This window comes from Helicobacter pylori, assembly GCF_002832345.1.
Taxonomy (GTDB): domain Bacteria; phylum Campylobacterota; class Campylobacteria; order Campylobacterales; family Helicobacteraceae; genus Helicobacter; species Helicobacter pylori_CP.
This window is the reverse complement of sequence record NZ_PHLZ01000007.1, coordinates 38,693-59,580: the sequence shown is the minus strand read 5'-3', so window position 1 is coordinate 59,580 and position 20,888 is coordinate 38,693. Positions and strand designations below refer to the sequence as shown.

General features: G+C 39.7%; 22 protein-coding genes and 2 pseudogenes. 8 read left to right on the top strand and 16 right to left on the bottom strand.

Annotated features, from left to right (window positions below):
• Positions 1 to 70: 70 nt before the first annotated feature.
• Positions 71 to 244, top strand: a pseudogene (locus CXY28_RS03435) (type II toxin-antitoxin system antitoxin); the annotation flags it as partial.
• 63 nt (positions 245 to 307) lie between these two features.
• On the opposite strand, the gene CXY28_RS03430 reads toward CXY28_RS03435, so the two are convergent.
• Positions 308 to 538, bottom strand: coding sequence for a YdcH family protein (locus CXY28_RS03430; protein ID WP_000468328.1), 231 nt, complete (start codon positions 536 to 538; stop codon positions 308 to 310).
• Positions 539 to 657: 119 nt separating this feature from the next.
• Here CXY28_RS03430 and alaS point away from each other — a divergent pair, with 119 nt between their 5' ends.
• The 4 genes from alaS to CXY28_RS03410 all read left to right on the top strand — a co-directional run bounded on the left by alaS (position 658) and on the right by CXY28_RS03410 (position 4,765).
• Positions 658 to 3,201, top strand: coding sequence for an alanine--tRNA ligase (gene alaS / locus CXY28_RS03425; protein WP_100979461.1), 2,544 nt, complete (start codon positions 658 to 660; stop codon positions 3,199 to 3,201).
• 1 nt (position 3,202) lies between these two features.
• On the top strand, positions 3,203 to 3,766 hold the full coding sequence (gene maf, locus CXY28_RS03420) for a septum formation inhibitor Maf (RefSeq protein WP_015643808.1): 564 nt from the start codon (positions 3,203 to 3,205) through the stop codon (positions 3,764 to 3,766).
• Positions 3,767 to 3,885: 119 nt separating this feature from the next.
• Positions 3,886 to 4,362, top strand: a complete 477-nt coding sequence (locus CXY28_RS03415) for a hypothetical protein (protein WP_038418021.1) — start codon at positions 3,886 to 3,888, stop codon at positions 4,360 to 4,362.
• 145 nt (positions 4,363 to 4,507) lie between these two features.
• Positions 4,508 to 4,765 carry a hypothetical protein gene (locus tag CXY28_RS03410; RefSeq protein ID WP_100979460.1) on the top strand — a complete coding sequence of 86 codons (258 nt, stop codon included), beginning with the start codon at positions 4,508 to 4,510 and terminating at the stop codon, positions 4,763 to 4,765.
• 79 nt (positions 4,766 to 4,844) lie between these two features.
• Here CXY28_RS03410 and CXY28_RS03405 read toward each other — a convergent pair whose 3' ends face one another.
• From CXY28_RS03405 to CXY28_RS08940, 6 genes and pseudogenes are all read right to left on the bottom strand, one after another.
• The gene (locus CXY28_RS03405) at positions 4,845 to 5,849 is read right to left on the bottom strand and encodes a formamidase (RefSeq protein ID WP_000534760.1); all 1,005 of its coding nucleotides are present in this window, start codon (positions 5,847 to 5,849) and stop codon (positions 4,845 to 4,847) included.
• Between the two features lie 163 nt (positions 5,850 to 6,012).
• Positions 6,013 to 7,140, bottom strand: a complete 1,128-nt coding sequence (gene carA / locus CXY28_RS03400) for a glutamine-hydrolyzing carbamoyl-phosphate synthase small subunit (protein WP_100979459.1) — start codon at positions 7,138 to 7,140, stop codon at positions 6,013 to 6,015.
• Complete coding sequence (locus CXY28_RS03395) at positions 7,140 to 7,691, bottom strand: DUF507 family protein (protein ID WP_001237418.1); 552 nt, start codon at positions 7,689 to 7,691, stop codon at positions 7,140 to 7,142. The genes carA and CXY28_RS03395 overlap by 1 nt, the downstream gene beginning before the upstream one ends.
• Before the next feature lie 78 nt (positions 7,692 to 7,769).
• On the bottom strand, positions 7,770 to 9,017 hold the full coding sequence (locus CXY28_RS03390; protein WP_100979458.1) for a glycosyltransferase family 39 protein: 1,248 nt from the start codon (positions 9,015 to 9,017) through the stop codon (positions 7,770 to 7,772).
• Positions 9,018 to 9,020: 3 nt separating this feature from the next.
• The gene (locus tag CXY28_RS03385) at positions 9,021 to 9,917 is read right to left on the bottom strand and encodes a DMT family transporter (RefSeq protein WP_100979457.1); all 897 of its coding nucleotides are present in this window, start codon (positions 9,915 to 9,917) and stop codon (positions 9,021 to 9,023) included.
• Between the two features lie 48 nt (positions 9,918 to 9,965).
• Positions 9,966 to 10,186, bottom strand: a pseudogene (locus CXY28_RS08940) (hypothetical protein).
• 122 nt (positions 10,187 to 10,308) lie between these two features.
• Here CXY28_RS08940 and CXY28_RS03380 point away from each other — a divergent pair.
• Positions 10,309 to 10,770, top strand: a complete 462-nt coding sequence (locus tag CXY28_RS03380; protein WP_100979456.1) for a hypothetical protein — start codon at positions 10,309 to 10,311, stop codon at positions 10,768 to 10,770.
• 87 nt (positions 10,771 to 10,857) lie between these two features.
• Here CXY28_RS03380 and folP read toward each other — a convergent pair whose 3' ends face one another.
• The 6 genes from folP to CXY28_RS03350 all read right to left on the bottom strand — a co-directional run bounded on the left by folP (position 10,858) and on the right by CXY28_RS03350 (position 15,325).
• A complete protein-coding gene (gene folP, locus CXY28_RS03375; protein ID WP_100979455.1) occupies positions 10,858 to 12,000 on the bottom strand; it encodes a dihydropteroate synthase in 1,143 nt (380 codons plus the stop codon).
• Positions 11,997 to 12,653 (bottom strand): DNA polymerase III subunit delta', encoded by a 657-nt coding sequence (locus tag CXY28_RS03370; protein WP_100979454.1) that lies wholly within the window; start codon positions 12,651 to 12,653, stop codon positions 11,997 to 11,999. Before CXY28_RS03370 ends, folP begins: the two co-directional genes overlap by 4 nt.
• Complete coding sequence (locus CXY28_RS03365) at positions 12,650 to 13,192, bottom strand: HobA family DNA replication regulator (protein ID WP_100979453.1); 543 nt, start codon at positions 13,190 to 13,192, stop codon at positions 12,650 to 12,652. Before CXY28_RS03365 ends, CXY28_RS03370 begins: the two co-directional genes overlap by 4 nt.
• Entirely contained in the window at positions 13,189 to 14,406 is a 1,218-nt protein-coding gene (locus tag CXY28_RS03360; RefSeq protein WP_100979452.1) for an aspartate kinase, read from the bottom strand. Before CXY28_RS03360 ends, CXY28_RS03365 begins: the two co-directional genes overlap by 4 nt.
• A 1-nt stretch (position 14,407) precedes the next feature.
• Positions 14,408 to 14,875, bottom strand: a complete 468-nt coding sequence (locus tag CXY28_RS03355; protein WP_025366571.1) for an RNA pyrophosphohydrolase — start codon at positions 14,873 to 14,875, stop codon at positions 14,408 to 14,410.
• Between the two features lie 159 nt (positions 14,876 to 15,034).
• Complete coding sequence (locus tag CXY28_RS03350; RefSeq protein WP_048946046.1) at positions 15,035 to 15,325, bottom strand: c-type cytochrome; 291 nt, start codon at positions 15,323 to 15,325, stop codon at positions 15,035 to 15,037.
• A 94-nt stretch (positions 15,326 to 15,419) separates the two neighbouring features.
• On the opposite strand from CXY28_RS03350, the gene hemW reads away from it, so the two are divergent.
• Positions 15,420 to 16,457: a radical SAM family heme chaperone HemW gene (hemW, locus tag CXY28_RS03345; RefSeq protein ID WP_198542600.1), complete on the top strand. Its 1,038-nt coding sequence runs from the start codon at positions 15,420 to 15,422 to the stop codon at positions 16,455 to 16,457.
• A 50-nt stretch (positions 16,458 to 16,507) separates the two neighbouring features.
• Here hemW and crcB read toward each other — a convergent pair whose 3' ends face one another.
• The 3 genes from crcB to CXY28_RS03330 are packed head-to-tail and all read right to left on the bottom strand — an operon-like array spanning position 16,508 to position 17,962.
• Positions 16,508 to 16,900 (bottom strand): fluoride efflux transporter CrcB, encoded by a 393-nt coding sequence (crcB, locus tag CXY28_RS03340; protein WP_100979450.1) that lies wholly within the window; start codon positions 16,898 to 16,900, stop codon positions 16,508 to 16,510.
• A 46-nt stretch (positions 16,901 to 16,946) separates the two neighbouring features.
• Positions 16,947 to 17,627 carry a uroporphyrinogen-III synthase gene (locus CXY28_RS03335; RefSeq protein ID WP_100979449.1) on the bottom strand — a complete coding sequence of 227 codons (681 nt, stop codon included), beginning with the start codon at positions 17,625 to 17,627 and terminating at the stop codon, positions 16,947 to 16,949.
• A 2-nt stretch (positions 17,628 to 17,629) separates the two neighbouring features.
• Positions 17,630 to 17,962 (bottom strand): rhodanese-like domain-containing protein, encoded by a 333-nt coding sequence (locus CXY28_RS03330; RefSeq protein ID WP_100979448.1) that lies wholly within the window; start codon positions 17,960 to 17,962, stop codon positions 17,630 to 17,632.
• Positions 17,963 to 18,033: 71 nt separating this feature from the next.
• On the opposite strand from CXY28_RS03330, the gene CXY28_RS03325 reads away from it, so the two are divergent.
• Complete coding sequence (locus tag CXY28_RS03325) at positions 18,034 to 20,874, top strand: FAD-binding and (Fe-S)-binding domain-containing protein (RefSeq protein WP_198542599.1); 2,841 nt, start codon at positions 18,034 to 18,036, stop codon at positions 20,872 to 20,874.
• Positions 20,875 to 20,888: the final 14 nt, after the last annotated feature.

Sequence of the window (20,888 nt, the reverse complement as noted above, 5' to 3'; positions counted from 1 at the left end):
CTAACCTTTTTAATCCCACTCTATCGCTTGCGCTATAATGAACTGATCTTATATTTTAAAAGGAATAAATATGCCAAACACCACCAACAAAGATTACACAAAATACAGCCAAAGACAGCTTTTTAATTTTTTAAATTCTATCAAAACCAAGCAAAAAAGAGCGTTAGAAAAATTGAAAGAAATCCAAACTCAAAAGCAAAGGATTAAAAAAGCGCTCCAATTTAAAGCGCTAAATCTAACCAAGCAATAAAGCTAAAACACCCTTTTAAAAAGCGTTTTAGCGTGTTTTCACAAAGATGACTAAACCTTAAACATGATCGGATTTTTGCTTTTCTCTATACTCTATGATCATGCTGTGGATTTCATCTTTTAATTTTAATTTTTGTTTTTTCATGTGGCTGACTTCAGCGTCGCTAGCGTTTTGCTGCTCGGCGGTTTTGATGTCGTCATCAAGCTGGTTGTGTTTCTCAAAAATTTTATCAAAATGCGGATTATTCGCTTTTAACACGCTGATTTCGTCTCTAAATTCATGGAACATGGTTTTCTCCTTTAATTTTGGATGTTTAAAGTATAATAAACTATCTTTTTAAAAAAACAACTTAAAAGAGCTATAAAATAGCCTTAAAATGCGCGATAAAACGACAAAAAGGAATACCCATGGACATTCGCAACGAATTTTTACAATTTTTTCAAAATAAGGGGCATGCCATTTACCCTAGCATGCCTTTAGTGCCTAATGACGCTACCTTGCTTTTTACCAATGCCGGTATGGTGCAGTTTAAAGATATTTTTACCGGGATGGTGCCGCGCCCTAGCATTCCCAGAGCGACAAGCTCGCAATTGTGCATGCGCGCAGGTGGCAAGCATAACGATTTAGAAAATGTCGGCTATACCGCAAGGCACCACACGCTTTTTGAAATGCTAGGGAATTTCTCTTTTGGGGATTATTTCAAAGAAGAAGCGATCTTGTTTGCGTGGGAATTTGTAACCAAGAATTTAGGGTTTAAGCCTAAAGATTTATACATCAGCGTGCATGAAAAAGACGATGAAGCCGTTAAATTATGGGAAAAGTTTGTGCCTGTTGATAGGATTAAAAAAATGGGCGATAAAGATAATTTCTGGCAAATGGGCGATAGCGGGCCTTGCGGGCCTTGCAGTGAAATCTACATTGATCAAGGCGGAAAACACTTCAAGGGGAGCGAGGATTATTTTGGGGGCGAGGGCGATAGGTTTTTAGAAATTTGGAATCTGGTGTTCATGCAATACGAACGCTCTAATGATGGCGTTTTATCCCCCTTGCCAAAGCCTAGCATTGATACAGGCATGGGATTAGAAAGGGTGCAAGCGCTATTAGAACATAAGCTCAATAATTTTGATTCTTCATTATTTGCGCCCTTAATGGCAGAAATCAGCGAGCTTACACGCCTGGATTATGCGAGCGAATTTCAGCCAAGCTTTAGGGTAGTGGCCGATCACGCAAGGGCGGTAGCGTTCTTGCTCGCTCAAGGGGTGCATTTCAATAAAGAAGGCCGTGGCTATGTTCTAAGACGCATTTTAAGGCGGGCTTTAAGGCATGGGTATTTAATGGGCTTGAAAGAAGCGTTTTTATACAAAGTCGTGGGCGTGGTGTGCGAGCAATTTGCTAACACGCATGCGTATTTGAAAGAGTCTAAAGAAATGGTGATGAAAGAATGCTTTGAAGAAGAAGAGCGCTTTTTAGAGACTTTGGAATCTGGCATGGAATTGTTTAATTTGTCTTTAACGCATTTGAATGAAAATAAAATTTTTGATGGCAAGATCGCTTTCAAGCTTTATGACACTTTTGGTTTTCCTTTGGATTTAACAAACGACATGCTAAGAAGTCATGGGGCATGCGTGGATATGCAAAGCTTTGAAAATTGCATGCAAGAGCAAGTGAAACGCTCTAAAGCTTCATGGAAAGGCAAACAAAACAACGCTGATTTTAGCGCTATTTTAAACGCTTATGCGCCTAATGAATTTGTGGGGTATGAAACGACAGAATGTTCTGCTAAAGTTTTAGGGTTTTTTGATAGCGATTTTAAAGAAATGACAGAGGCAAACCCTAACCAAGAAGTCTGGGTCTTATTAGAAAAAACCCCTTTTTATGCAGAAGGTGGGGGGGCTATAGGCGATAGGGGTGCGCTTTTAAAGGATAATGAAGAAGCGGCTTTGGTGCTAGACACAAAAAACTTTTTTGGGCTTAATTTTTCGCTCCTTGAAATCAAAAAAGCGCTAAAAAAAGGCAATCAAGTGATCGCGCAAGTGAGCGATGAGCGCTTAGAAATCGCCAAACACCATAGCGCGACGCATTTATTGCAGAGCGCTTTAAGAGAAGTTTTAGGCTCGCATGTGAGTCAAGCGGGGAGTTTGGTGGAATCCAAGCGATTGCGCTTTGACTTTTCGCATGCTAAAGCGCTCAATGATGAAGAGTTGGAAAAAGTAGAAGATCTAGTCAACGCTCAAATTTTCAAGCACTTAAAAAGCCATGTGGAGCATATGCCTTTAAATCAAGCCAAAAGTAGGGGGGCGTTAGCGTTATTCAGTGAAAAATACGCTGAAAATGTGCGCGTGGTGAGCTTTAAAGAAGCGTCCATTGAATTGTGTGGAGGCATTCATGTGGAAAATACCGGGCTTATTGGGGGGTTTAGGATCCTTAAAGAAAGCGGGGTGAGTAGTGGGGTCAGACGCATTGAAGCGGTGTGCGGGAAGGCCTTTTACCAACTGGCTAAAGAAGAAAGTAAAGAGCTTAAAAACGCTAAGATTGCATTGAAAAATAACGATGTGATAGCCGGCATCAACAAGCTTAAAGAGAGCGTGAAAAACAGCCAAAAAGCCCCCGTTTCTATGGATTTGCCGATTGAAAAAATCCATGGCGTGAGTTTGGTGGTGGGCGTAGTGGAACAAGGCGACATTAAAGAAATGATTGACCGATTGAAAAGTAAGCATGAAAAATTGCTCGCTATGGTGTTTAAAAAAGAAAATGAGCGCATAACTCTCGCATGCGGGGTGAAAAACGCCCCCATAAAAGCGAACGCATGGGCTAATGAAGTGGCGCAAATTTTAGGAGGTAAAGGGGGCGGGAGAGATGATTTTGCGAGCGCTGGGGGCAAGGATACAGAAAATTTACCAACCGCGCTCAATTTAGCGAAAAATACCGCTCTTAAAGCTTTAGAGGGATAGCATGGAGCTTATTTTAGGCTCTCAATCCAGTGCTAGAGCGAATCTTTTAAAAGAGCATGAGATTAAATTCACACAAAAAGCGCTCTATTTTGATGAAGAAAGCCTAAAAACTACAGACCCTAGGGAGTTTGTTTATTTGGCGTGCAAGGGGAAATTAGAAAAAGCTAAGAAATTGCTCACAAACCATTGCGCTATCGTGGTTGCTGATAGCGTGGTGAGCGTGAATAACCACATGCAACGAAAAGCTCAAAACAAGCGAGAAGCCCTTGAATTTTTAAAACGCCAAAATGGCAATGAAATAGAGGTTTTAACCTGCTCGGCATTGATTTCTCCTAAATTAGAATGGCTGGATCTATCGGTTTTTAGAGCGCGTTTAAAGGCGTTTGATTTTAGCGAAATAGAAAAATACTTAGAGAGCGGTTTGTGGCAAGGAAGCGCGGGCTGTGTGCGTTTAGAGGACTTTCATAAGCCCTATATTAAAAGCTCAAGCAAGAATTTAAGCGTGGGGTTGGGGCTGAATGTGGAAGGCTTGTTAGGGGCGCTACAATTAGGGGCTAAACTTTAAATATTATAAACGCTATCCTTTTATTTTAAAACACTCAATAATACTACTTTTTAGCCAACCCCCCTTGACAAATAAAAAAACGATACACTCCAGCATTTGATGTTTAAAGGGTTTGTCGCATGGCGCATTTTATTTTTTCTGTTGCGGTGGTGCTTTTATGGTTGGTTGCGTGGGGCATATATCTCGTGTTTGGGAAGAACTTAAAAAGAGAGATGGAAGAGATAGAAAATTCTGATCCCAATCAAAACAATCCTCTCATTACTGCTGCTATGGGTATTGGAGGAGCGGCTATTAGTATTTTTTTCCCAGATACCAAACCAATCGTTGATGGCGTCAAGCCGTTGGCTGAGAAAGGTTTGCAAGAGGCGTTTAGAAAAGACAAGCTCACAGAAGGGCAAAAAATTTCAATCTCTAGCTTAAGATTCATTTCGTTATTTTGCATTGTTGTTGCAGCAGTGATAGGCTTGTGTCTTATTTGGAGTTTTAATGGGTGGTCTTTTTGGAAAGTAACGGGTTATTTTCTTCTTTATGTGTTTTTTTGCTCCGCTTCAATATTTTCAAGTATACCTATTAACGGTATATTAGATGACCGATAATTGGTTCATGATAAAAAGCAATGTTTCTAGGCTTATCCCTAAAAGATAAACATTAAAAACACTCTATCTAACTGATAAACCCCCTTGACAAACAAAAAAAACGATATACTCTAGCATTTGATGTTTAAGGAGTTGTCATGGGGTCTTGGTCTCGTATTCTTTTATCAATCTTGGTGGTGGTTTTGGGATTAGCGCTTACTACCATGCTCATAAATTGGCATGTTTAGCGGGAATGATCTATTTGGGCTATGGCATTATTATGGATTTTAGCGCTCTATCAGCCGCAATGGGGTGGTGGTCTTTATCAAAAATAACATGGTTTTGCATAGGCTATGCGCTTTTTTGGTCGCTCGTGCTTATTATGGGTTTTCTTACATGCTCTGTGATAGAAGACCATTCGTAAAAATTGATTGAAAAAATTAAAATAGGGGAGAAACTAGAACCTTTTAAGGTAGGTTCTAGCAAGAATATAAGGTTAGGGGTTATTTCCCAAAACGCCCACCGGTGGTAGGGTAGCCATAAATAGAGCCGTCTTTGATTTTCATGTGATCTTCCCAAGGCAATTTGTATTTACCGGCGGCTAAATCTTTGATGTAGGTTAAGCCTGCGTCATGTTCTCCGCCCGGTTTAGCCACATACCCTCTATGGCCTAGGTTGTAAATGTTGTTTTCTAAGCCCCAGCTTAAGCGGGCATTGTCTGCCATTTTAGGATAGATTTCCCCGGTTACAATCTCCCAAGGGTTGCGGTGCCCTTGAACGAGAGTCGTGCCATCAAAGTTACAGATTTGCCCTTCACCAAAGTAGTAAAAGACATTGTCATAGCCGGCTAAATTCACGCTCACGGTATACATCAAATTGTGCCATGCGTTGGAGCGGTTGGTCAAAATCCATTGATCATTGACTTGAGTGCTATAGCCTGAAATGCGGATATACACATTGCACCCTTTATAGGCCGCTTCTCTGGCGAGCTCTGGAATCATGCCGTCATGGCAAATGCACACGGCTAATTTTGATCCGCCCGGACCCTCGCACACAGGCATTCCTAAATCCCCAGGATACCATGGTTCAATGGGATTCCATGGGAATAGCTTGCGGTATTTTAAAATGATTTCACCTTGCGGATTGATGATAATGGCGGTGTTGTAGGGGTTTTTGTTAGAATCAGGATTGCGTTCCATGATTGAAAAAACACCATAAACTTTCGCCTCTTTACACGCTTGAGCGTAAGCTTCCGTCTCTTTACCCGGGACATCTAATAAAAACTCTTCACTAAGCCACTTAGCGGTATTCAAACCTTGCGTGCTATACTCAGGGAAAATGATAAGTTCCACTCCCGGATACCCCGCTTTAGTCGCATGCAAGGTTCTAATAATGCTTTCAATATTGTGATCAATATCCTTACGGCTATTGACAATTGGCACAGGAAACTGAATGGCTGCCACTAAAAACCCTTCAATAGGTTTGCCCATACTACCGATACTTCCCATAATAACTCCTTCTAAAAAGTTTTTTCGCAATAACAATAACAATTATTGCGAGAGAATGCTATTGCAAGAGAACTAATTTAGAGTAAATGCGAGATTTTTTTGATAAAAAGATTTAAATCTATTTTTAAAGTGCTTTTCAACCTTTATAGGTGTTTAAAAACCCCTAAAAGCCCTCTAGCAATCCCACAAATTCCTTAAAAATATAGTGGCTCTCTTTGGGGCCGGGGCTGCTTTCTGGGTGGTGCTGGACAGAAATAATGGGAGCGTTTTTATAACGCACGCCCTCAATGGTGTTGTCAAAAAGATTGCGGTGCGTGATAGTAGCGATTTCTTCAATTTCTTCAGGGACGCAATAGTTGTGGTTTTGTGCGGTGATTTCAACGGCGTTTGTTTTTAGGTTTTTAACAGGGTGGTTGCTCCCATGATGGCCAAATTTGAGCTTGTAGGTAGGGTAGCCTTGCGCGATAGAGAGCAATTGATGCCCTAAGCAAATGCCAAACATGGGGATTTTAGCGTCAATGAGTTGTTTGATTTCTCCAATTTCTTGCTGCAAACTCAAAGGATCGCCCGGCCCGTTAGAGAGGAAAATACCGCTAATTTCTTTTTTTTCATAGGCTTTAATCAGATCGCTAGCCTTAGTGTGGTGCGGGTAAATAAGGGCTTTTAACCCCACATTTTGAAGCTCGTTTAAAATATTGCCCTTAGCCCCAAAATCTAACACAGCGATAATTTTATGAGAGGTTTTTTCATCAAAAGGCTTGTAATCTAGGGTGTTGAAATCAAAAGTAGCACGTTGGTGCGTGATTATTTTTGGCGTGGAAACGCTAGACACTAAGGGGGAGTGAGAGATTCTAGGGGCGTTTTTTAAAATTTCTTCAAGCTTGTTTTTGTCATGCTCTATCGTGGAAGCTACCATCATCAAGCACCCATGATGGCGTAAGGTTTTGATCAAACTCCTGGTATCAACCCCACTAATCCCTAAAACGCCACGCTTTTTTAAATAAGCACTCAAGCTAGAATCCGCCCTTGAATTAGAAAAAAATTCGTTGTAATGGCGCACTAAAACCCCTGTGCATGAAAAAAAGGATTCATCATCTTTAGGATTAGCACCCACAACCCCAATTTCAGGCATGCTAAAAACCACAAATTGCCCCTTATAGCTAGGGTCGCTGATGACTTCTTGATAGCCACTCATGGAAGTGTTAAAAACAAGCTCGCCCACTTGCGTGCCGCTAGCCCCAAAACTTTGCGCTTTTAAAAAAAGCCCGTTTTCTAAATAGAGAGAAACCATTATAAAAAGCCCTTACGCCTTAATTCTTCTTCATAGAGCCTTTCAAACACCAACTCGTATTCATCGCTCCCTACGGGCAGTTTGCGTTTGTAATGTTTGATTTTTTCATGCACTTCATTTTCAATGCTTTCATACGCTTTGGAATAGGTGTCGATGGATTTGTAAATCAAATTTCTTATCAAATTTTCTGACACGCTAAACATGATCAAATCCTCATCTAAGATTTTATTCAAAATCTGGTGCGACAAATCGTTGCACCTTTCTTCCCAAAACAAATGAAAGCCCTCTTTTTGAGCGATCTGTCTTTTAATCATCCAAAAAAGCTGCCTTTCATCCATCCGCATGAATTCTATCTCATCGGTGTTTTCTTCTAAAAGCTCTCTGGCTTGCTCATCTATGGCGTTTTCTTTTTTAACGCTTTTTTCCAAAATCCCTTCTATCAATTCACACAATAATTCTCTGGGGGCTTTTAATTCTAATAGTTTTGAATGGATAAAGTCGTTGGCAATCTTATGGCTTATATGGTTTATATGGGTTAGTTTGAGTCTCATGGTTTTTCTCGCGTATTTTATTTATTTTTAGAGTGTATTTTATCGTTTTTTAGATAAAACGCTTTTTAAAGAATTAATTTAATGGCGCACCAAACTATAGGATTGTAGAATTTTATCAGCGTAGATGATTGTAATATCCGGGCGTTTTTTAGAAATCTTAGTGTTAATCAGTCTTAACCTCCCCCCTTCTTTAATGCTATAGAATTGGAGCCTTAAAGCGAGTTGTTTATCGTTAGTGCGGATTTGATGGATGCCCCTTAATTGCAAGGCTGTAGCGACTTCTTTGGCTAAGAAATGCCGGTTTAATAATTTTTCATTAGCGCCAGAAATTTTACTCCCCCATAAAAAAAGCGTTTCAGTGAGCATTAAAAGATACAAACTAAAAACGCGCAAATAATACTGCCCTCTAAATTCCTTTAAACGCACCCTAAGGCTATTTAAAACGCTTTTAACAAACAAAGGCAAACCGATTAAAGCTAAGGGGGCGAAAGTTTTTAAATCTATCTCTTGGCGCATGCTCAAAAGCAAAGGGAAAAGCCAACCGCTCGCACTCATAAAGGCTAGTAACGATGGCTTTTTATCCAAAAGGGCCTTATAGATTGTATAAGGGTAGTAGAGGAAGAATAAGGGCGAATATAAAAGCATGAGTTCTAAGCATGTGTCTATAAAATACCCACTAGGCAAGCCCTTATTGAAACTCCCGCTAAAAAGAGCGGTATTCACGCCTAAACCCACCAAAATAAAGATCGCGTTCTTAAAATAGCGTCTTCTTAAAGCGTAGGCAAAAACCCCTAGTAAAAGCGGGATAAATGCGCCGTCTAAAAACGCGCAAGCGCTGAGGGTTAAATAAGGGATTTTTTGGGTTTTGATATATAAATAGCTAACCAAAAGCCCAAGGCTTAACACCAGCACGCTTTTAGCCAATAAAATCGCAAAGAGATTCACCCCAGGCAATAAAGCGTAAGTCAATACCACATAAAGGGCGTCTTTAGGCTTTTTTAAAATCTTTCGCCCTATCAAATAAAATAAAAACATGTTAATGAGATGAGCGATCAAAAAAGGCAATCTTAAAGCCAAATCGTTTTGACCTAAAATTTCAGTGCTTTTTTGAGCGATTTGAACAAACCATACACTGCTATAAAAAAAATCTTTCGCTTCATTGTAGCTGATAGAAATTTCTTCACTCATCAACAGCCCCAAAGCTAGGACTAAAAAAACCATGATGATAAAGACTAAATCGCTTAAATCAAAGCTTCTTGTTTTTTTCTCTGGATAAATAAAATAGCGGAAATATAACAGAGTGCTTTGTAAGGGGCTTAGTTGCATGACTTAAATTTTTTTTAATTCTTTTAAAAGAGCGGGCAAAGCAATGAGTAAGCCTGAACATAAAATCAAAGCCACCCCTAAAGAGCTTTTAAGATCCAAAAATGTATCGCCCAAATACAGCCCAAACAACAGCCCCCAAACAATGCGGGTGTATTCAATGGGGGCAATGATCCCAGCAGGAGCGTTCATGTAAGCATAGGTTAAGAAATACTGCCCTAAAGTCCCGCTAATCCCTATTAAAGAAATCCACAAAATGTCTTCTTTTCTAGGGATATGAATACCTGTGGATAAAAAAGGAATATCAACAAACATGCCCGCTAATCCAAGAAGGCTCATGCCAAAGGCGAACGCTAAAATCACGGCTTGCTTGTCATAATATTCCCTCAAATCCCTTAAAGTGATATACGCTAAAGACACAAAGATCCCGCTCAATATACCCATAAAAATTTCAACCGGCCCCACATTTTCCACGCTAGGATCTGAAATCAGCACCACCCCCACTAGCCCAATGCATGCAGAAATTAACGCGCTTCTTTTGAGCTTTTCTTTCAAAAGCAAAGGGGAAAGAAGCACCGTATAAATCGGCGCGCATTGCGAGAAAGCCGTCGCTGTAGCGAGCGAAATTTTTTCAATATTATAAAAAAACGCTAGCATGGCCAATCCCCCCACAACGACCCTAAAAGCGAGCTTTTTAAAACCGCCTTGTTTGTAACTCTTCAAGCGGTAGGGTTTGAAAGGATAAACAAGTAAGAGTAAGAGCGTCATGGTAATGGAGCGGTAAAACACGTTTTCCATAGGGGAAAAATAATCCGCTGTGATTTTAACAAACGCGCTCATGATCCCAAAGCATAAATTCGCCAAGAGTATCATTGAAACGCCAAATAAAATGGTGTTACGCATGCTTTTTGCCCATAAAGATTTTAAGGTAGTTTAACCTAAAATCTCTAATTAAGACTTAAAGTTTTTAAGCTCTAAAAACATAAAAGTTGCATTGATTGGTAAAATCATGCTATAACAATGTTCTAGGAGTTTTACCTTTTGTTTTGTCTAGAATCATTCTAGAGCTTTTAGCATTTCAAACTCCTTATAGAAATATGAAAACATAAAAACACGAATCCTTTTTGAAAATAAACTCCTAGACCCTTTTTAAAGGGTTTGAACGCCACTATTAGAAAACTCTTTTAAGCTTTTTAAGTCCTTTGTTTTGTTAAAACCCCATGTTAGAGGCTTATCTCATTAGGGAATGGATTTTGCTTAATATCAGCGTAAAATTCAATTTTAGGAAATTCACATGGCTGTTTCTTCTATCAATCAGTTTGATTCTAACCTTTATGGGCTTTTAAACGCTAAAAGCGCTCCTAAAGAAGACCTAGCTCCTGTTGAAAACACAGAAAAAATAGAGCGAGAAAAAAAGGACGCTCCAACAGAAAACCTCCCCTTCAACCCTGACAAGCGAGAGACTTACGGCTTTTTGGTTTTAGAATTGATGAGCGATAGAGAGTATGAGGCTTTTTTAAGGGCTACGGCTGGGATGGATGAGAGCCAGAAACGCTTGGCCGCTCAGTCGCTCTATAGTTTGACGGATTTTTATAACGGGAAATTCTCTAAAGAAGTGGAAAACGCCCCCAAACAACCGGTGAATGGCTTGCACAAAAAAGCCTTTCAAACCTTTAACGCCACCAACCATAACGCTTTTTTGCAACGCTATCAAAACGCTTACAACAACCCTTCGTCTATGGATGTTATCCTTTAAAGATTAATCAAGGATTGATCATTAAAAACGCTTTTGAGCGTTTTGATGATGACCGACGCCCAGTGGGATAAAGCTAAAAATTTGGGTTCAATCCGTTTCTTCCAAACTCTTAAACACCTTGATGAGATCGATATGCTCATCAATATCATGCACTCTTAAAACGCTCGCTCCATTTTGCAACGCCATTAAATGCAAACTCAAAGTGCCGGCGAGCCGGTTTTGAACTTCACGCCCGGTGATAAGCCCGATCGTGTTTTTACGACTCGCTCCCACCAATAGGGGTTTTTTGAATTTGAGAAAGTGGCTTAAATGCTTGATTAAGGCTAAATTATGTTCTTTTAATTTAGCGAATCCAAACCCTATATCTAAAATAATATCTTGAAGCGCGTATTTTTCTAAAACCTCTAATTTTTCTTTAAAAAAACGATCCATTTCATCAAATAAATTGTGGTAAAAAACATTTTCTTGCATGTCTTTGGGGGTTTTTTGAGTATGCATTAAAATGCAAGTGGGCTTGTAATCTCTGGCGACTTCTAGCATTGCAGCGCTATTAAAACCGCTCACATCATTAAGGATGGAAAAATGATGCTCCAAAGCCATTTGAGCGGTTGTGGCATGGTAGGTGTCTATGCTGAATTTAGCGCATTGGTAGAGTTTTTGGGATTTGATCTCTAATAAAATTTCTTTTAAGCGATCCTGCTCTATTTTTGGATCAATGATTTCACTCTCTGGCCTTGAACTGGCCGCGCCTATATCAATGAGCGTGATACCCTTTTCTAGCCATTGATAGATTTCTTCAAGCGCTTTTTTACTATCAAACCGGCTCTTTTCATAGAAACTATCCGGCGTGAGATTCAAAATTGCCATGATCTGTGGGGCGTTAGGTTTTTTAGCTTTGAGGTGGCTTTTTAATTCTTGCGCTAAATGTTTAAGCCCAAAGGGTTGGGAATGGCACTTAGCAATAAGGCGTTCTAACTGGCTAGCGCTCGCAATCAACACCCCATCATAAAAAGGCTCTTTAGCTAAAATACAATCTCTTGGCGTGGCAAAATCGCCCCCAACGCTTATGGCCTCTTGCTTTAAAATAAGCGCAGCACTTAAGGGCAGATGTTGGATTTCAAAAACAAAGCTAACGCCTTTTTGGCACATGCGATCTTGTGCGATCTTTTCTGGGCCTATTTTTTGTAGAGCGTTTTTGAGCGCATTAGGGTTAAGGCATTTTACAATCATGGCGTTTTCTTTTTGGATAAAAGGCTTAAAAGCAGGGGTAAAAGATTATAGCTGAGCTTGTAATAAGAGCTGTTAGCCTTGATCGCTAAATCAAAGGCTTGCAATTCTTGCTCGTTTAAGGGGATCTTATGCCTGTTAACGCTCTCTAACAGGCTTTCAATTTTTTCCCTCTGATTTTCTCTGGAATCAAAATTTTCTTTGTCTAAATTTTTTAAAAACGCATAAATATCTTTCAAATCCAGCCTTGATAAATCCAAATCTAAAGGTTTTAGGGGGATTTTCTGGCGTTTATCTTCTTTGATTAGGCGGGATTTAATGGTGGCTAAAACATGGTTTGGGCTTTTAGCAAACATGATAAAACAAACGTTATTTGGGGGTTCTTCTAAGATTTTTAAAAGCGCGTTTTGGGCTTCTGTGCCATAGCTGGGCGCGGCGATTAAAAAGGCGTTCAGTTCGCTGTGTTTTAAGTGTGCCTTTGAAATCACTTCTTTAGCATGCTCTATTTTAAAATCCTTATTGAAAGTTTTGATCACCTTTTTGTCTTTTTCAATGATCTCGGTGTAGAATTTAATGTGGTGTTCAAAAAGGCTTGCAGCCTCTTCTAGGCTCTCTTCAAGATTGTCCGTATAAATAAGGCGGTTGAGGTTTTTCACAGAGTAACCTTATTGTATAGCACGCTAAAAAGCGCGTTTTCAAAGAGTTTGAAGAGCTGTAATAATTTATAATCCAATAAGCTGTCATGCTCTTTTAAAAGCAAGCAATCTTCTTTAAGCTCTTCAAAAAGCCATAAAAAACTAGGGATTTTACTCAGTAGTATCGTTTTCAAGCCTTCATTTTCAATTCTCCCAACATGCCAAAACATGGGGTTTTGATAAGTCAGCTCTATGGTGGCTAGAGAGAGATTCGCATCGTTTTTTGGGTAGAAAGAAGAAGCGTTAAAATCAATGACTGGCAATAAGGGGCGCTCTTTTAAATCTTTAGGGTTTAGGTTAGAAAGAATGTAGTTTAAAAACCAGTGCCTAGAAGAATCAGCGCTCACCAACAGCGATCCGCCATTAAGCACATGCGAGATGGTTTGCGCGATGAGCTTTGCATAGCTTGATCGCTCTAATTCCAGCCACCCGCTTTGTTGAGCAATAAACTCTCCTTGATCGCGCACAAATTCCTTGATCCAGTCGTAGAAATTTTTCATTGATCCAATTGATACACCGCATGCAAAGTTCTAACGGCTAGTTCAGCGTATTTAATGTCAATCAAAACCGAAATTTTAATCTCGCTTGTAGAAATCATCATGATATTGATATTGTCTTTGGCTAGGGCTTTAAAAGCGATGCTCGCTACCCCAGAATGCGACTTCATGCCCACGCCCACTATGGAAACTTTAGCGATATTTTCATCATAATCAATGGAATCCATTTGCGCTAAAAAAGGCTTTAAGGCTTGCTTGGTTTCTTCTATTTGGGTTTTAACGATCGTAAAATCCAAATCGGTTTTGCCGTCTCTGCCGATCGTTTGGACTATCATATCCACATTAATGCGATACTCCGCTAAAGCGCCAAAGATTTCAGCGGCAATGCCAGGCCGATCTTCCACGCCCTCCATGCTCACACGAGCCTGATTCTTATCCAATGCGATCCCACTCACTATAGGGGTTTCCATGCGTTCTCCTTTAAAGTCTTTTTCAGCCACAATGAGCGTGCCTTCGCTATGGTTAAACGAATTGCGAGTCACTAATTTCATGCTGAGTTTTTTGGCTAATTCTACCGAGCGGTTTAATAACACTTTAGCCCCCATAGAAGCCAGTTCAAGCATTTCATCATAGCTGATTTGCGCGATTTTTTGAGCCTTTTCTTCAATGCGCGGATCGGTGGTATAAACGCCATCCACATCCGTATAGATTTCGCACAAATGCGCTTTTAAAGCCCCGGCCAAAGCGACCGCGCTCAAATCGCTCCCCCCACGCCCTAAAGTCGTTGTTTCACCTTGAATATCAGCGCCTTGAAACCCAGCGATCACCACAATGTAGTTTTTTTCTAAAAGCTCTGTGATGCGTTTGGTGTCAATGGATTGGATCACGGCGTTTTGAAAATGCGAGCTGGTTAAAATACCCGCTTCTTTCCCGCTCAAGGAAATGGCTCTATGCCCATACCTCTCTAACGCCATGCTCAAAGCCGCGCTTGAAATCCATTCCCCCGCGCTCACAATCCTGTCCATTTCTCGCTTGTTAGGGTTATGGCTAAAATTCTTGCCAAATTCTAAAAGCCTGTCGGTTTCGCCGCTCATCGCAGAAACCACCACCACGACTTGATGCCCTAATTTAACGCTTTCTAAAACCCTTTGGGCGACATTGTGGATTCTTTCTATGCTGCCCATGCTCGTGCCGCCGTATTTTTGAACGATTAACACCCTATAAATACCCCTCTCTTTTGAAATAAGCAATGACTTGGCGGTACACTTGACGCTTAAAGGGAACGATTTTTTTAAGCAAATCCTTGAGATGGATGAATCGATAGGCTCTAAATTCTGGCGTGTGTTTGTTCAAATCAATGTTGTTCGCATGCTTTAGGCGCACTAAAAAATAGCGTTGTTTTTGCCCATCAAACGCATAGAATTTATGCTCCATATTGCTTGGGAAATCATAAGCGATCCATCTGGGGTATTGCGCCAAAATCTCTATTTCATTCGTGCCAATTTCTTCTAATAATTCTCTATAAAGCGCTTCTAATGGGGTCTCTCCCTCATCAATGCCCCCTTGAGGGAATTGCCACGCCCCTTCAATATCTATGCGCTCAGCGATAAAAACTTCGCATGCGTTAGGGTAGTCTGGCGACATGATAATGGCCGCAACGTTAGGACGATATTTTTTATGTAGCATAGGTCTTTATTTTAGCTCTTTCTTGTTTGATATAAGATCGTATTATAGTGTATGCTGGCTTTAAATAGGGTTAAGAACGCCATTAAAATCAAAAATTAAGAAAAAAGGGCTTGAAGCTAATTTCAATAGCACCAAGAACACTATTGAAATTAAGAAAGTTTATTTGAGAGTGGGGATGTATTTGGCTAAAGCTTTGATGTCTTCATCGCTTAATTTTTTAGCTTGTGCGGTCATGACAGGATTCTTGTTGGCACCGCTTTTAAAATCCATAAGCTCTTTTTCAATTTCCGCTTCACTCATCATGTTGACGATTTTGCTTTTGCCTAAAGCTTTCTTTTCAAACTTAACCCCATGGCAAGCGGCACAACTTTTTGCAAGAGCTTTAACATCTGTTGCCATTAAAGCGTTTGCGAACGCTAAAACGCCTAAAGCCATAACAACCTTTTTCATAATTTGTCTCCTTTACTTATCAAAATGATCCTAAAATGATACAATTACAAGTTTAAGTTTTGCTTAAAATGAAGTGAAAATGAGAGAAATAAATATGATTTTATACATTCATATCCCTTTTTGTGAAAATAAATGCGGTTATTGCGCTTTCAATTCCTATGAAAATAAGCATGGGCTAAAAGAAGAATACACTCAAGCGTTATGCCTGGATTTAAAGCATGCGTTAAGTCAAACTGACGAACCAATTGAAAGTATTTTTATTGGTGGCGGCACGCCCAACACTTTAAGCGTCAAATCTTTTGAAAGGATTTTTGAAAGCATTCATCAACATGCACGCTTGAGCATGGAATGTGAGATCACCACTGAAGCTAACCCTGAACTCATTTCTAAAGCCTGGTGTCAAGGCTTAAAAGATTTAGGGATCAACCGCTTGAGTTTGGGGGTGCAAAGTTTTAGGGAAGATAAATTATTGTTTTTAGAGCGCCAGCATTCTAAAAATATTGCTCCTGTGATAGAAATTGTTTTAAAAAGCGGGATTGAAAATATCAGCATTGATTTGATTTATAACACCCCATTAGATAATGAAAACTCTTTAAAAGAAGAATTGAAACTCGCTAAAGAACTCCCTATCAACCACTTGAGCGCTTACGCTTTGAGTATTGAAAAAAACACGAATTTAGAAAAAAACGCCAAAAAACCCTCATGCGCTCATTTTGACAATGTGGTGAGAGAGGTTTTAGAGGGCTTTTCTTTCAAGCAATACGAAGTGTCTAATTACGCCAGAAATTATCAAGTCAAACATAATCTAGCTTACTGGGGGGCTAAAGATTACTTAGGGTGCGGGGCTGGGGCTGTGGGCTGCGTGGCGAATGAACGCTTTTATGCGAAAAAACTCATAGAAAACTACATTAAAGACCCCCTAAAACGCCAAGTTGAGACGCTTAATAAACAAGACAAGCGCTTAGAAAAGCTGTTTTTAGGCTTGAGGTGTGAGCTGGGGGTTGAGCTTAGCTTGTTAGATGAAAATAAAGTAAAGTTTTTGATTGAAGAGGATAAGGCTTTCATTAAAAACAACCGATTGATAGCGAGCGATTTTTTCATGGCCGATGAAATGGCTTTGTGGCTGTTATGATTGTGGGCTCTGCTTTAATCAAGCGTCAATAAAACGCCAAAAAGCGTTTTTTAATTAACGCCTACAAAATTTTTAGCCAAAAACCAACCAACAGCTACCCCAATAAGCCCTAAAATGTTCGTGCCTAAGACATAAGAAATGGCTTCAAGGTATTGGGATTTTTGCAAGAGTTTTAAAGTGTCTAACCCATAAGAAGAAAAGGTCGTAAAACCCCCTAAAACCCCAGTGACAAAGAAAATCCCAAAATCATCACCAAAAACTTTTTTAACAGCCAAATGCCCCATAAAGCCGATGACAAAGCACCCTATGATATTCACGCTAAAAGTCCCTAAAGGGAAACTTTCAAACATTAAAAATTTACTGGGCATCATTTTGCCCACAAAATACCTTAACGAACTTCCTATAGCCCCCCCTAAAGCGGCCCATAAAAAGACAAGATTCATGCATCATCCTTTAAAAAATAACTGAGAGCATTATAATGAGGTGTTTTTAACATTCCTTAACCCTCAAACTCAAAGCCAACTCTAAACACGCTTCTAAGGAGGGCTTTTTGGCAATATAGCTTGGAATGCCTTTCTCTTGTAAATAAAGAGCGGTCGTGTTGCCAATGCTTATAGCGGTGTAATTTTCTAAAAATTCAAAATAGTGTAAAAAGGCTTTTGCATGGCTTATAGCGGTAAAAATAAGAACGCTCTTTTCTTTGGGTTTTAGGGCGTTTTGTTCACTTAAAGTCAAATGTTTGAGCTTGTTTTCATAAACAACGGCTTGTTGGAAATTGATGCCATGTTCTAAAAGAATGGTGTCTAAAGAAGAGGCAATCTCTTTTGCCCTGAGATACAGAACGCTTTTTTTTTCCAATAAAGGAAGGATTTCTTTAGCGAACTCTTTGCCATGGGCTTTTTCCCCTATAAAGGCGACTTTAAAATGGTGATCTTGTAAAGTTTTTGCGGTGGGTTCGCTCAAAGCGTAAGCAGGAATGTTTTGTAAAATTTTGAGTTTGGGGCTGTTTTTTAGAGTTTCTAACAAGGAAAACACCGCATTTTTAGAAGTAAAAATAAGGGCGTTAAAAGGGGTTGGATCTAATTCTAAGGGATAGTAGCACAATTCATTTAAAATGAGAGTCTTACAAGGGGCGATTCTTTGAGAATGCACCCATACAATCTCCCTCATGCCTAGTTTTTTTTATCGCAAGTGTCATCATAGACCATTCTAAAGCCGTATTTTTCAAAATCATAGACATTGCCCTCTAAATAATAGGGCGTATAGCCTAATTCATGCATGCTTTTAGCCGCATCTAAAGCTCTGCGGCCAGCCCTGCAATGGAGCAACACTTTTTTATCTTTGTGTTGGGCTAAAAAATCAGCGAGCTTTTCTTGGTCATTGACGCTAATGAGCGTAGCGTTAGGCAAATGCAATTCTTCATATTCGTCCAATTCGCGCACATCCACGACAATAAAATCATTGAAATTGACTTCTTCTAAACTGATTGCATAATCTTCAAGCATGTTTATCCTTAATTTTTAAAGTAAGGTTATGTTACAATGATTTGATAAATAGGAATGTTTAAGGAGTGTGTGTGGAAGAAAATTATGATGCTTTTTTTACCGAAGCGAGTGGGTTTTTAAACGAGCGGATCTTTAAGGATTATTTACGCCGTTTGGCTTATGGCATTGATGCGTCATGTTATCGTTATATCCCTAAAATAGTTGTTTGGGTGAAGGATGAAGAAGAAGTTCAAAAGCTTTGTGTTTTAGCCAAAAAGCATGGCGTTTCATTGACTTTTAGAGCGGCTGGGAGTTCCTTATCAGGGCAAGCGATCTGTGATGGGGTGCTGGTTATGGCTACGCATTTTTTCAAAGACGCTCAAATTTTAAATAACGCTACAAGCATTCAGCTTTCATGCGGGGTCATAGGAAGCCATGCGAACGCTTTATTAAAACCTTACCATAGAAAAATAGGCCCAGATCCCTCTACGATAAACACCGCTATGATAGGGGGGATTGTCGCTAATAACGCTAGCGGGATGTGTTGTGGGGTGGAGCAAAACAGCTACAAAACCCTAAAATCCTTAAGAGTGATTTTAGCTGATGGCACTCTTTTAGACACGGCCAATCAAGAGAGCGTTGAGAGTTTCAAAAACGCGCACAAAGATTTGATTGAAGGGGTTTTGAATTTAAGAAAAGAGATTTTAGAAGACAAAGAATTGCATGCTCTCATTAAGAAAAAATACGAGATCAAAAACACCACCGGCTACAGCTTAAACGCTCTCATTGATTTTGAAGACCCTATTGAGATTATCAGCCATTTATTCATAGGCTCTGAGGGGACTTTAGGTTTTATTTCAAGCGTGGAATTAGAATGCGTGAAAGACTACGCTCATAAAACTTGCGCGTTATTGTTTTATGAAAATTTAGAGCGATGCGCCAAAGCCGCTCAAATTTTAGCCGCCTTAAAAGCCAAACAATCCGAAATGATTTCTTCAGCAGAGCTTATGGATTATGCGTGCTTAAAAAGCGTGAAAGGCTTGGAGGGCATGCCCAGAGTGATTTTAGAAATCAAAGAGCCTAACGCATGCTTACTCATTCAAAGCGAAAGCGATGATCCTTTAATTTTAGAAAACAACATGCAAACGATTTTAAACGCCTTGAATGCGATACCGGTCGTTTTAGATTCTCAAATCAGTAGTGATCCTGATATTTATCAATCGTGGTGGAAGATCAGAAAAGGCATTTTCCCTATCGCAGCGTCTCAAAGGAAAAGCCAAAGCTCTGTGATCATTGAAGACGTGTGCTTCAGTCAAGAAAATTTTGTAGAGGGGGCAAAAGCGATTGAAGGGCTTTTAAAAAAACATGGCTTTAAGGATAATGGCATTATTTTTGGGCATGCGTTAAGCGGGAATTTGCACTTTGTCGTTACGCCGATTTTAGAAAATGAAGCTGAAAGAAAAGCGTTTGAAAATTTAGTTTCTGAGATGTTTTTAATGGTGAGCAAAAGCTCTGGCTCTATTAAAGCCGAACATGGCACAGGCAGGATGGTAGCCCCCTTTGTGGAAATGGAGTGGGGAGAAAAAGCCTATAAAATCCACAAGCAAATCAAAGAATTGTTTGATCCTAACGGCATTTTAAACCCTGATGTGATCATCACAAACGATAAAGAAATCCACACTAAAAATTTAAAGAGCATTTACCCTATTGAAGAGCATTTGGACATGTGCATGGAATGCGGGTTTTGTGAAAGGATTTGCCCCAGTAAAGATTTATCCTTAACGCCACGACAACGAATCGTTATCCACAGAGAGGTAGAGCGTTTAAAAGAAAGGGTTAGTCATGGTCATAATGAAGATCAAGTTTTATTAGATGAGCTTTTAAAAGAGTCTGAATATTTAGCGCATGCCACTTGCGCGGTGTGCCATATGTGTTCTACCCTATGCCCTTTAGAAATTGATACCGGAAAGATTGCCCTAAATTATTATCAAAAAAACCCTAAAGGCGAAAAGATCGCTTCAAAGATCCTTAATCACATGCAAACAACCACAAGTGTGGCTCGTTTTTCTTTAAAAAGCGCTCGCTTAGTTCAAAACCTCATAGGCTCTCATAACTTAGTGAGCCTAACCAAAGGGATTAAAAAGTTCATCAAGCCTTTCCCTAAAGCCTTTCATTACATGCCCAAAAACAACGCCTATCCTTTAGAAAATAAAACGCTTAAGGGTGGAGAAAAAGTCATTTATTTCAGCACTTGCATCAACCGCTCGTTCGCTCCATCAAAAGAAATGGCGGATAAAAGATGCATTCAAGAAGTGTTTGAATCCTTATGCCAAAAAGCCAAAGTTTCGGTGATGTATCCTAATGGATTGGATGCGCTTTGTTGCGGGAAAGCCTTCATCAATTACACTGACTTAACCAAACAAAACAATGAAAAAAACCATGCGATTTTTTTACAATTAAGCGATGAGGGAAAAATCCCCATTGTTTTAGACCATAGCGCTTGTTCGACGCATTTTTTCAAGCAAATGAAAGCTTATAAGGATTTGAAAGTCTATGATTTGAGCGTCTATATTGAAGAAGTTCTAAGCCCAAAATTAAAATTCAACCCCATTAACGAAGACATAGGGTTATACACGATGTGTGCTTTAAAGTTAGAGAATAAAGAAGAGTTGTTATTCAATTTGGCTAAAAAATGCACTTTGGGCGAGATTATTATCCATAAAGAGACGGGCTGTTGTGGCTTTGCGGGGAATAAGGGCTTCTTCACCCCTGAACTAAACGAGAGCGCTTTAAACGGCTTTCAAGAATTTTATCAATCCTATGATCTTAAAAGGGGCTTTTCCACTTCTAGCACTTGCGAAATCGGTTTGAGTGAAAAAACCCAATTCGCTTGGCAGCATATCGCTTATTTAGTGGATGCTTGCACGCTTTAAATGGTGTATAATTA

Excerpts from the sequence above, each read along its gene's own strand:
- CXY28_RS03385 (WP_100979457.1), bottom strand. The coding sequence starts at position 9,917 with ATGCGTAACACCATTTTATTTGGCGTTTCAATGATACTCTTGGCGAAT.
- CXY28_RS03335 (WP_100979449.1), bottom strand. The coding sequence starts at position 17,627 with ATGAGGGAGATTGTATGGGTGCATTCTCAAAGAATCGCCCCTTGTAAG.
- maf (WP_015643808.1), top strand. The coding sequence starts at position 3,203 with ATGGAGCTTATTTTAGGCTCTCAATCCAGTGCTAGAGCGAATCTTTTA.
- CXY28_RS03350 (WP_048946046.1), bottom strand. The coding sequence starts at position 15,325 with ATGAAAAAGGTTGTTATGGCTTTAGGCGTTTTAGCGTTCGCAAACGCT.
- crcB (WP_100979450.1), bottom strand. The coding sequence starts at position 16,900 with ATGAATCTTGTCTTTTTATGGGCCGCTTTAGGGGGGGCTATAGGAAGT.
- CXY28_RS03390 (WP_100979458.1), bottom strand. The coding sequence starts at position 9,017 with ATGCAACTAAGCCCCTTACAAAGCACTCTGTTATATTTCCGCTATTTT.
- carA (WP_100979459.1), bottom strand. The coding sequence starts at position 7,140 with ATGGTTTCTCTCTATTTAGAAAACGGGCTTTTTTTAAAAGCGCAAAGT.
- folP (WP_100979455.1), bottom strand. The coding sequence starts at position 12,000 with ATGATTGTAAAATGCCTTAACCCTAATGCGCTCAAAAACGCTCTACAA.
- CXY28_RS03330 (WP_100979448.1), bottom strand. The coding sequence starts at position 17,962 with ATGCTTGAAGATTATGCAATCAGTTTAGAAGAAGTCAATTTCAATGAT.
- hemW (WP_198542600.1), top strand. The coding sequence starts at position 15,420 with ATGATTTTATACATTCATATCCCTTTTTGTGAAAATAAATGCGGTTAT.
- CXY28_RS03405 (WP_000534760.1), bottom strand. The coding sequence starts at position 5,849 with ATGGGAAGTATCGGTAGTATGGGCAAACCTATTGAAGGGTTTTTAGTG.
- CXY28_RS03395 (WP_001237418.1), bottom strand. The coding sequence starts at position 7,691 with ATGAGACTCAAACTAACCCATATAAACCATATAAGCCATAAGATTGCC.
- CXY28_RS03355 (WP_025366571.1), bottom strand. The coding sequence starts at position 14,875 with ATGCTACATAAAAAATATCGTCCTAACGTTGCGGCCATTATCATGTCG.
- alaS (WP_100979461.1), top strand. The coding sequence starts at position 658 with ATGGACATTCGCAACGAATTTTTACAATTTTTTCAAAATAAGGGGCAT.
- CXY28_RS03430 (WP_000468328.1), bottom strand. The coding sequence starts at position 538 with ATGTTCCATGAATTTAGAGACGAAATCAGCGTGTTAAAAGCGAATAAT.
- CXY28_RS03380 (WP_100979456.1), top strand. The coding sequence starts at position 10,309 with ATGGCTGTTTCTTCTATCAATCAGTTTGATTCTAACCTTTATGGGCTT.
- CXY28_RS03365 (WP_100979453.1), bottom strand. The coding sequence starts at position 13,192 with ATGAAAAATTTCTACGACTGGATCAAGGAATTTGTGCGCGATCAAGGA.
- CXY28_RS03415 (WP_038418021.1), top strand. The coding sequence starts at position 3,886 with ATGGCGCATTTTATTTTTTCTGTTGCGGTGGTGCTTTTATGGTTGGTT.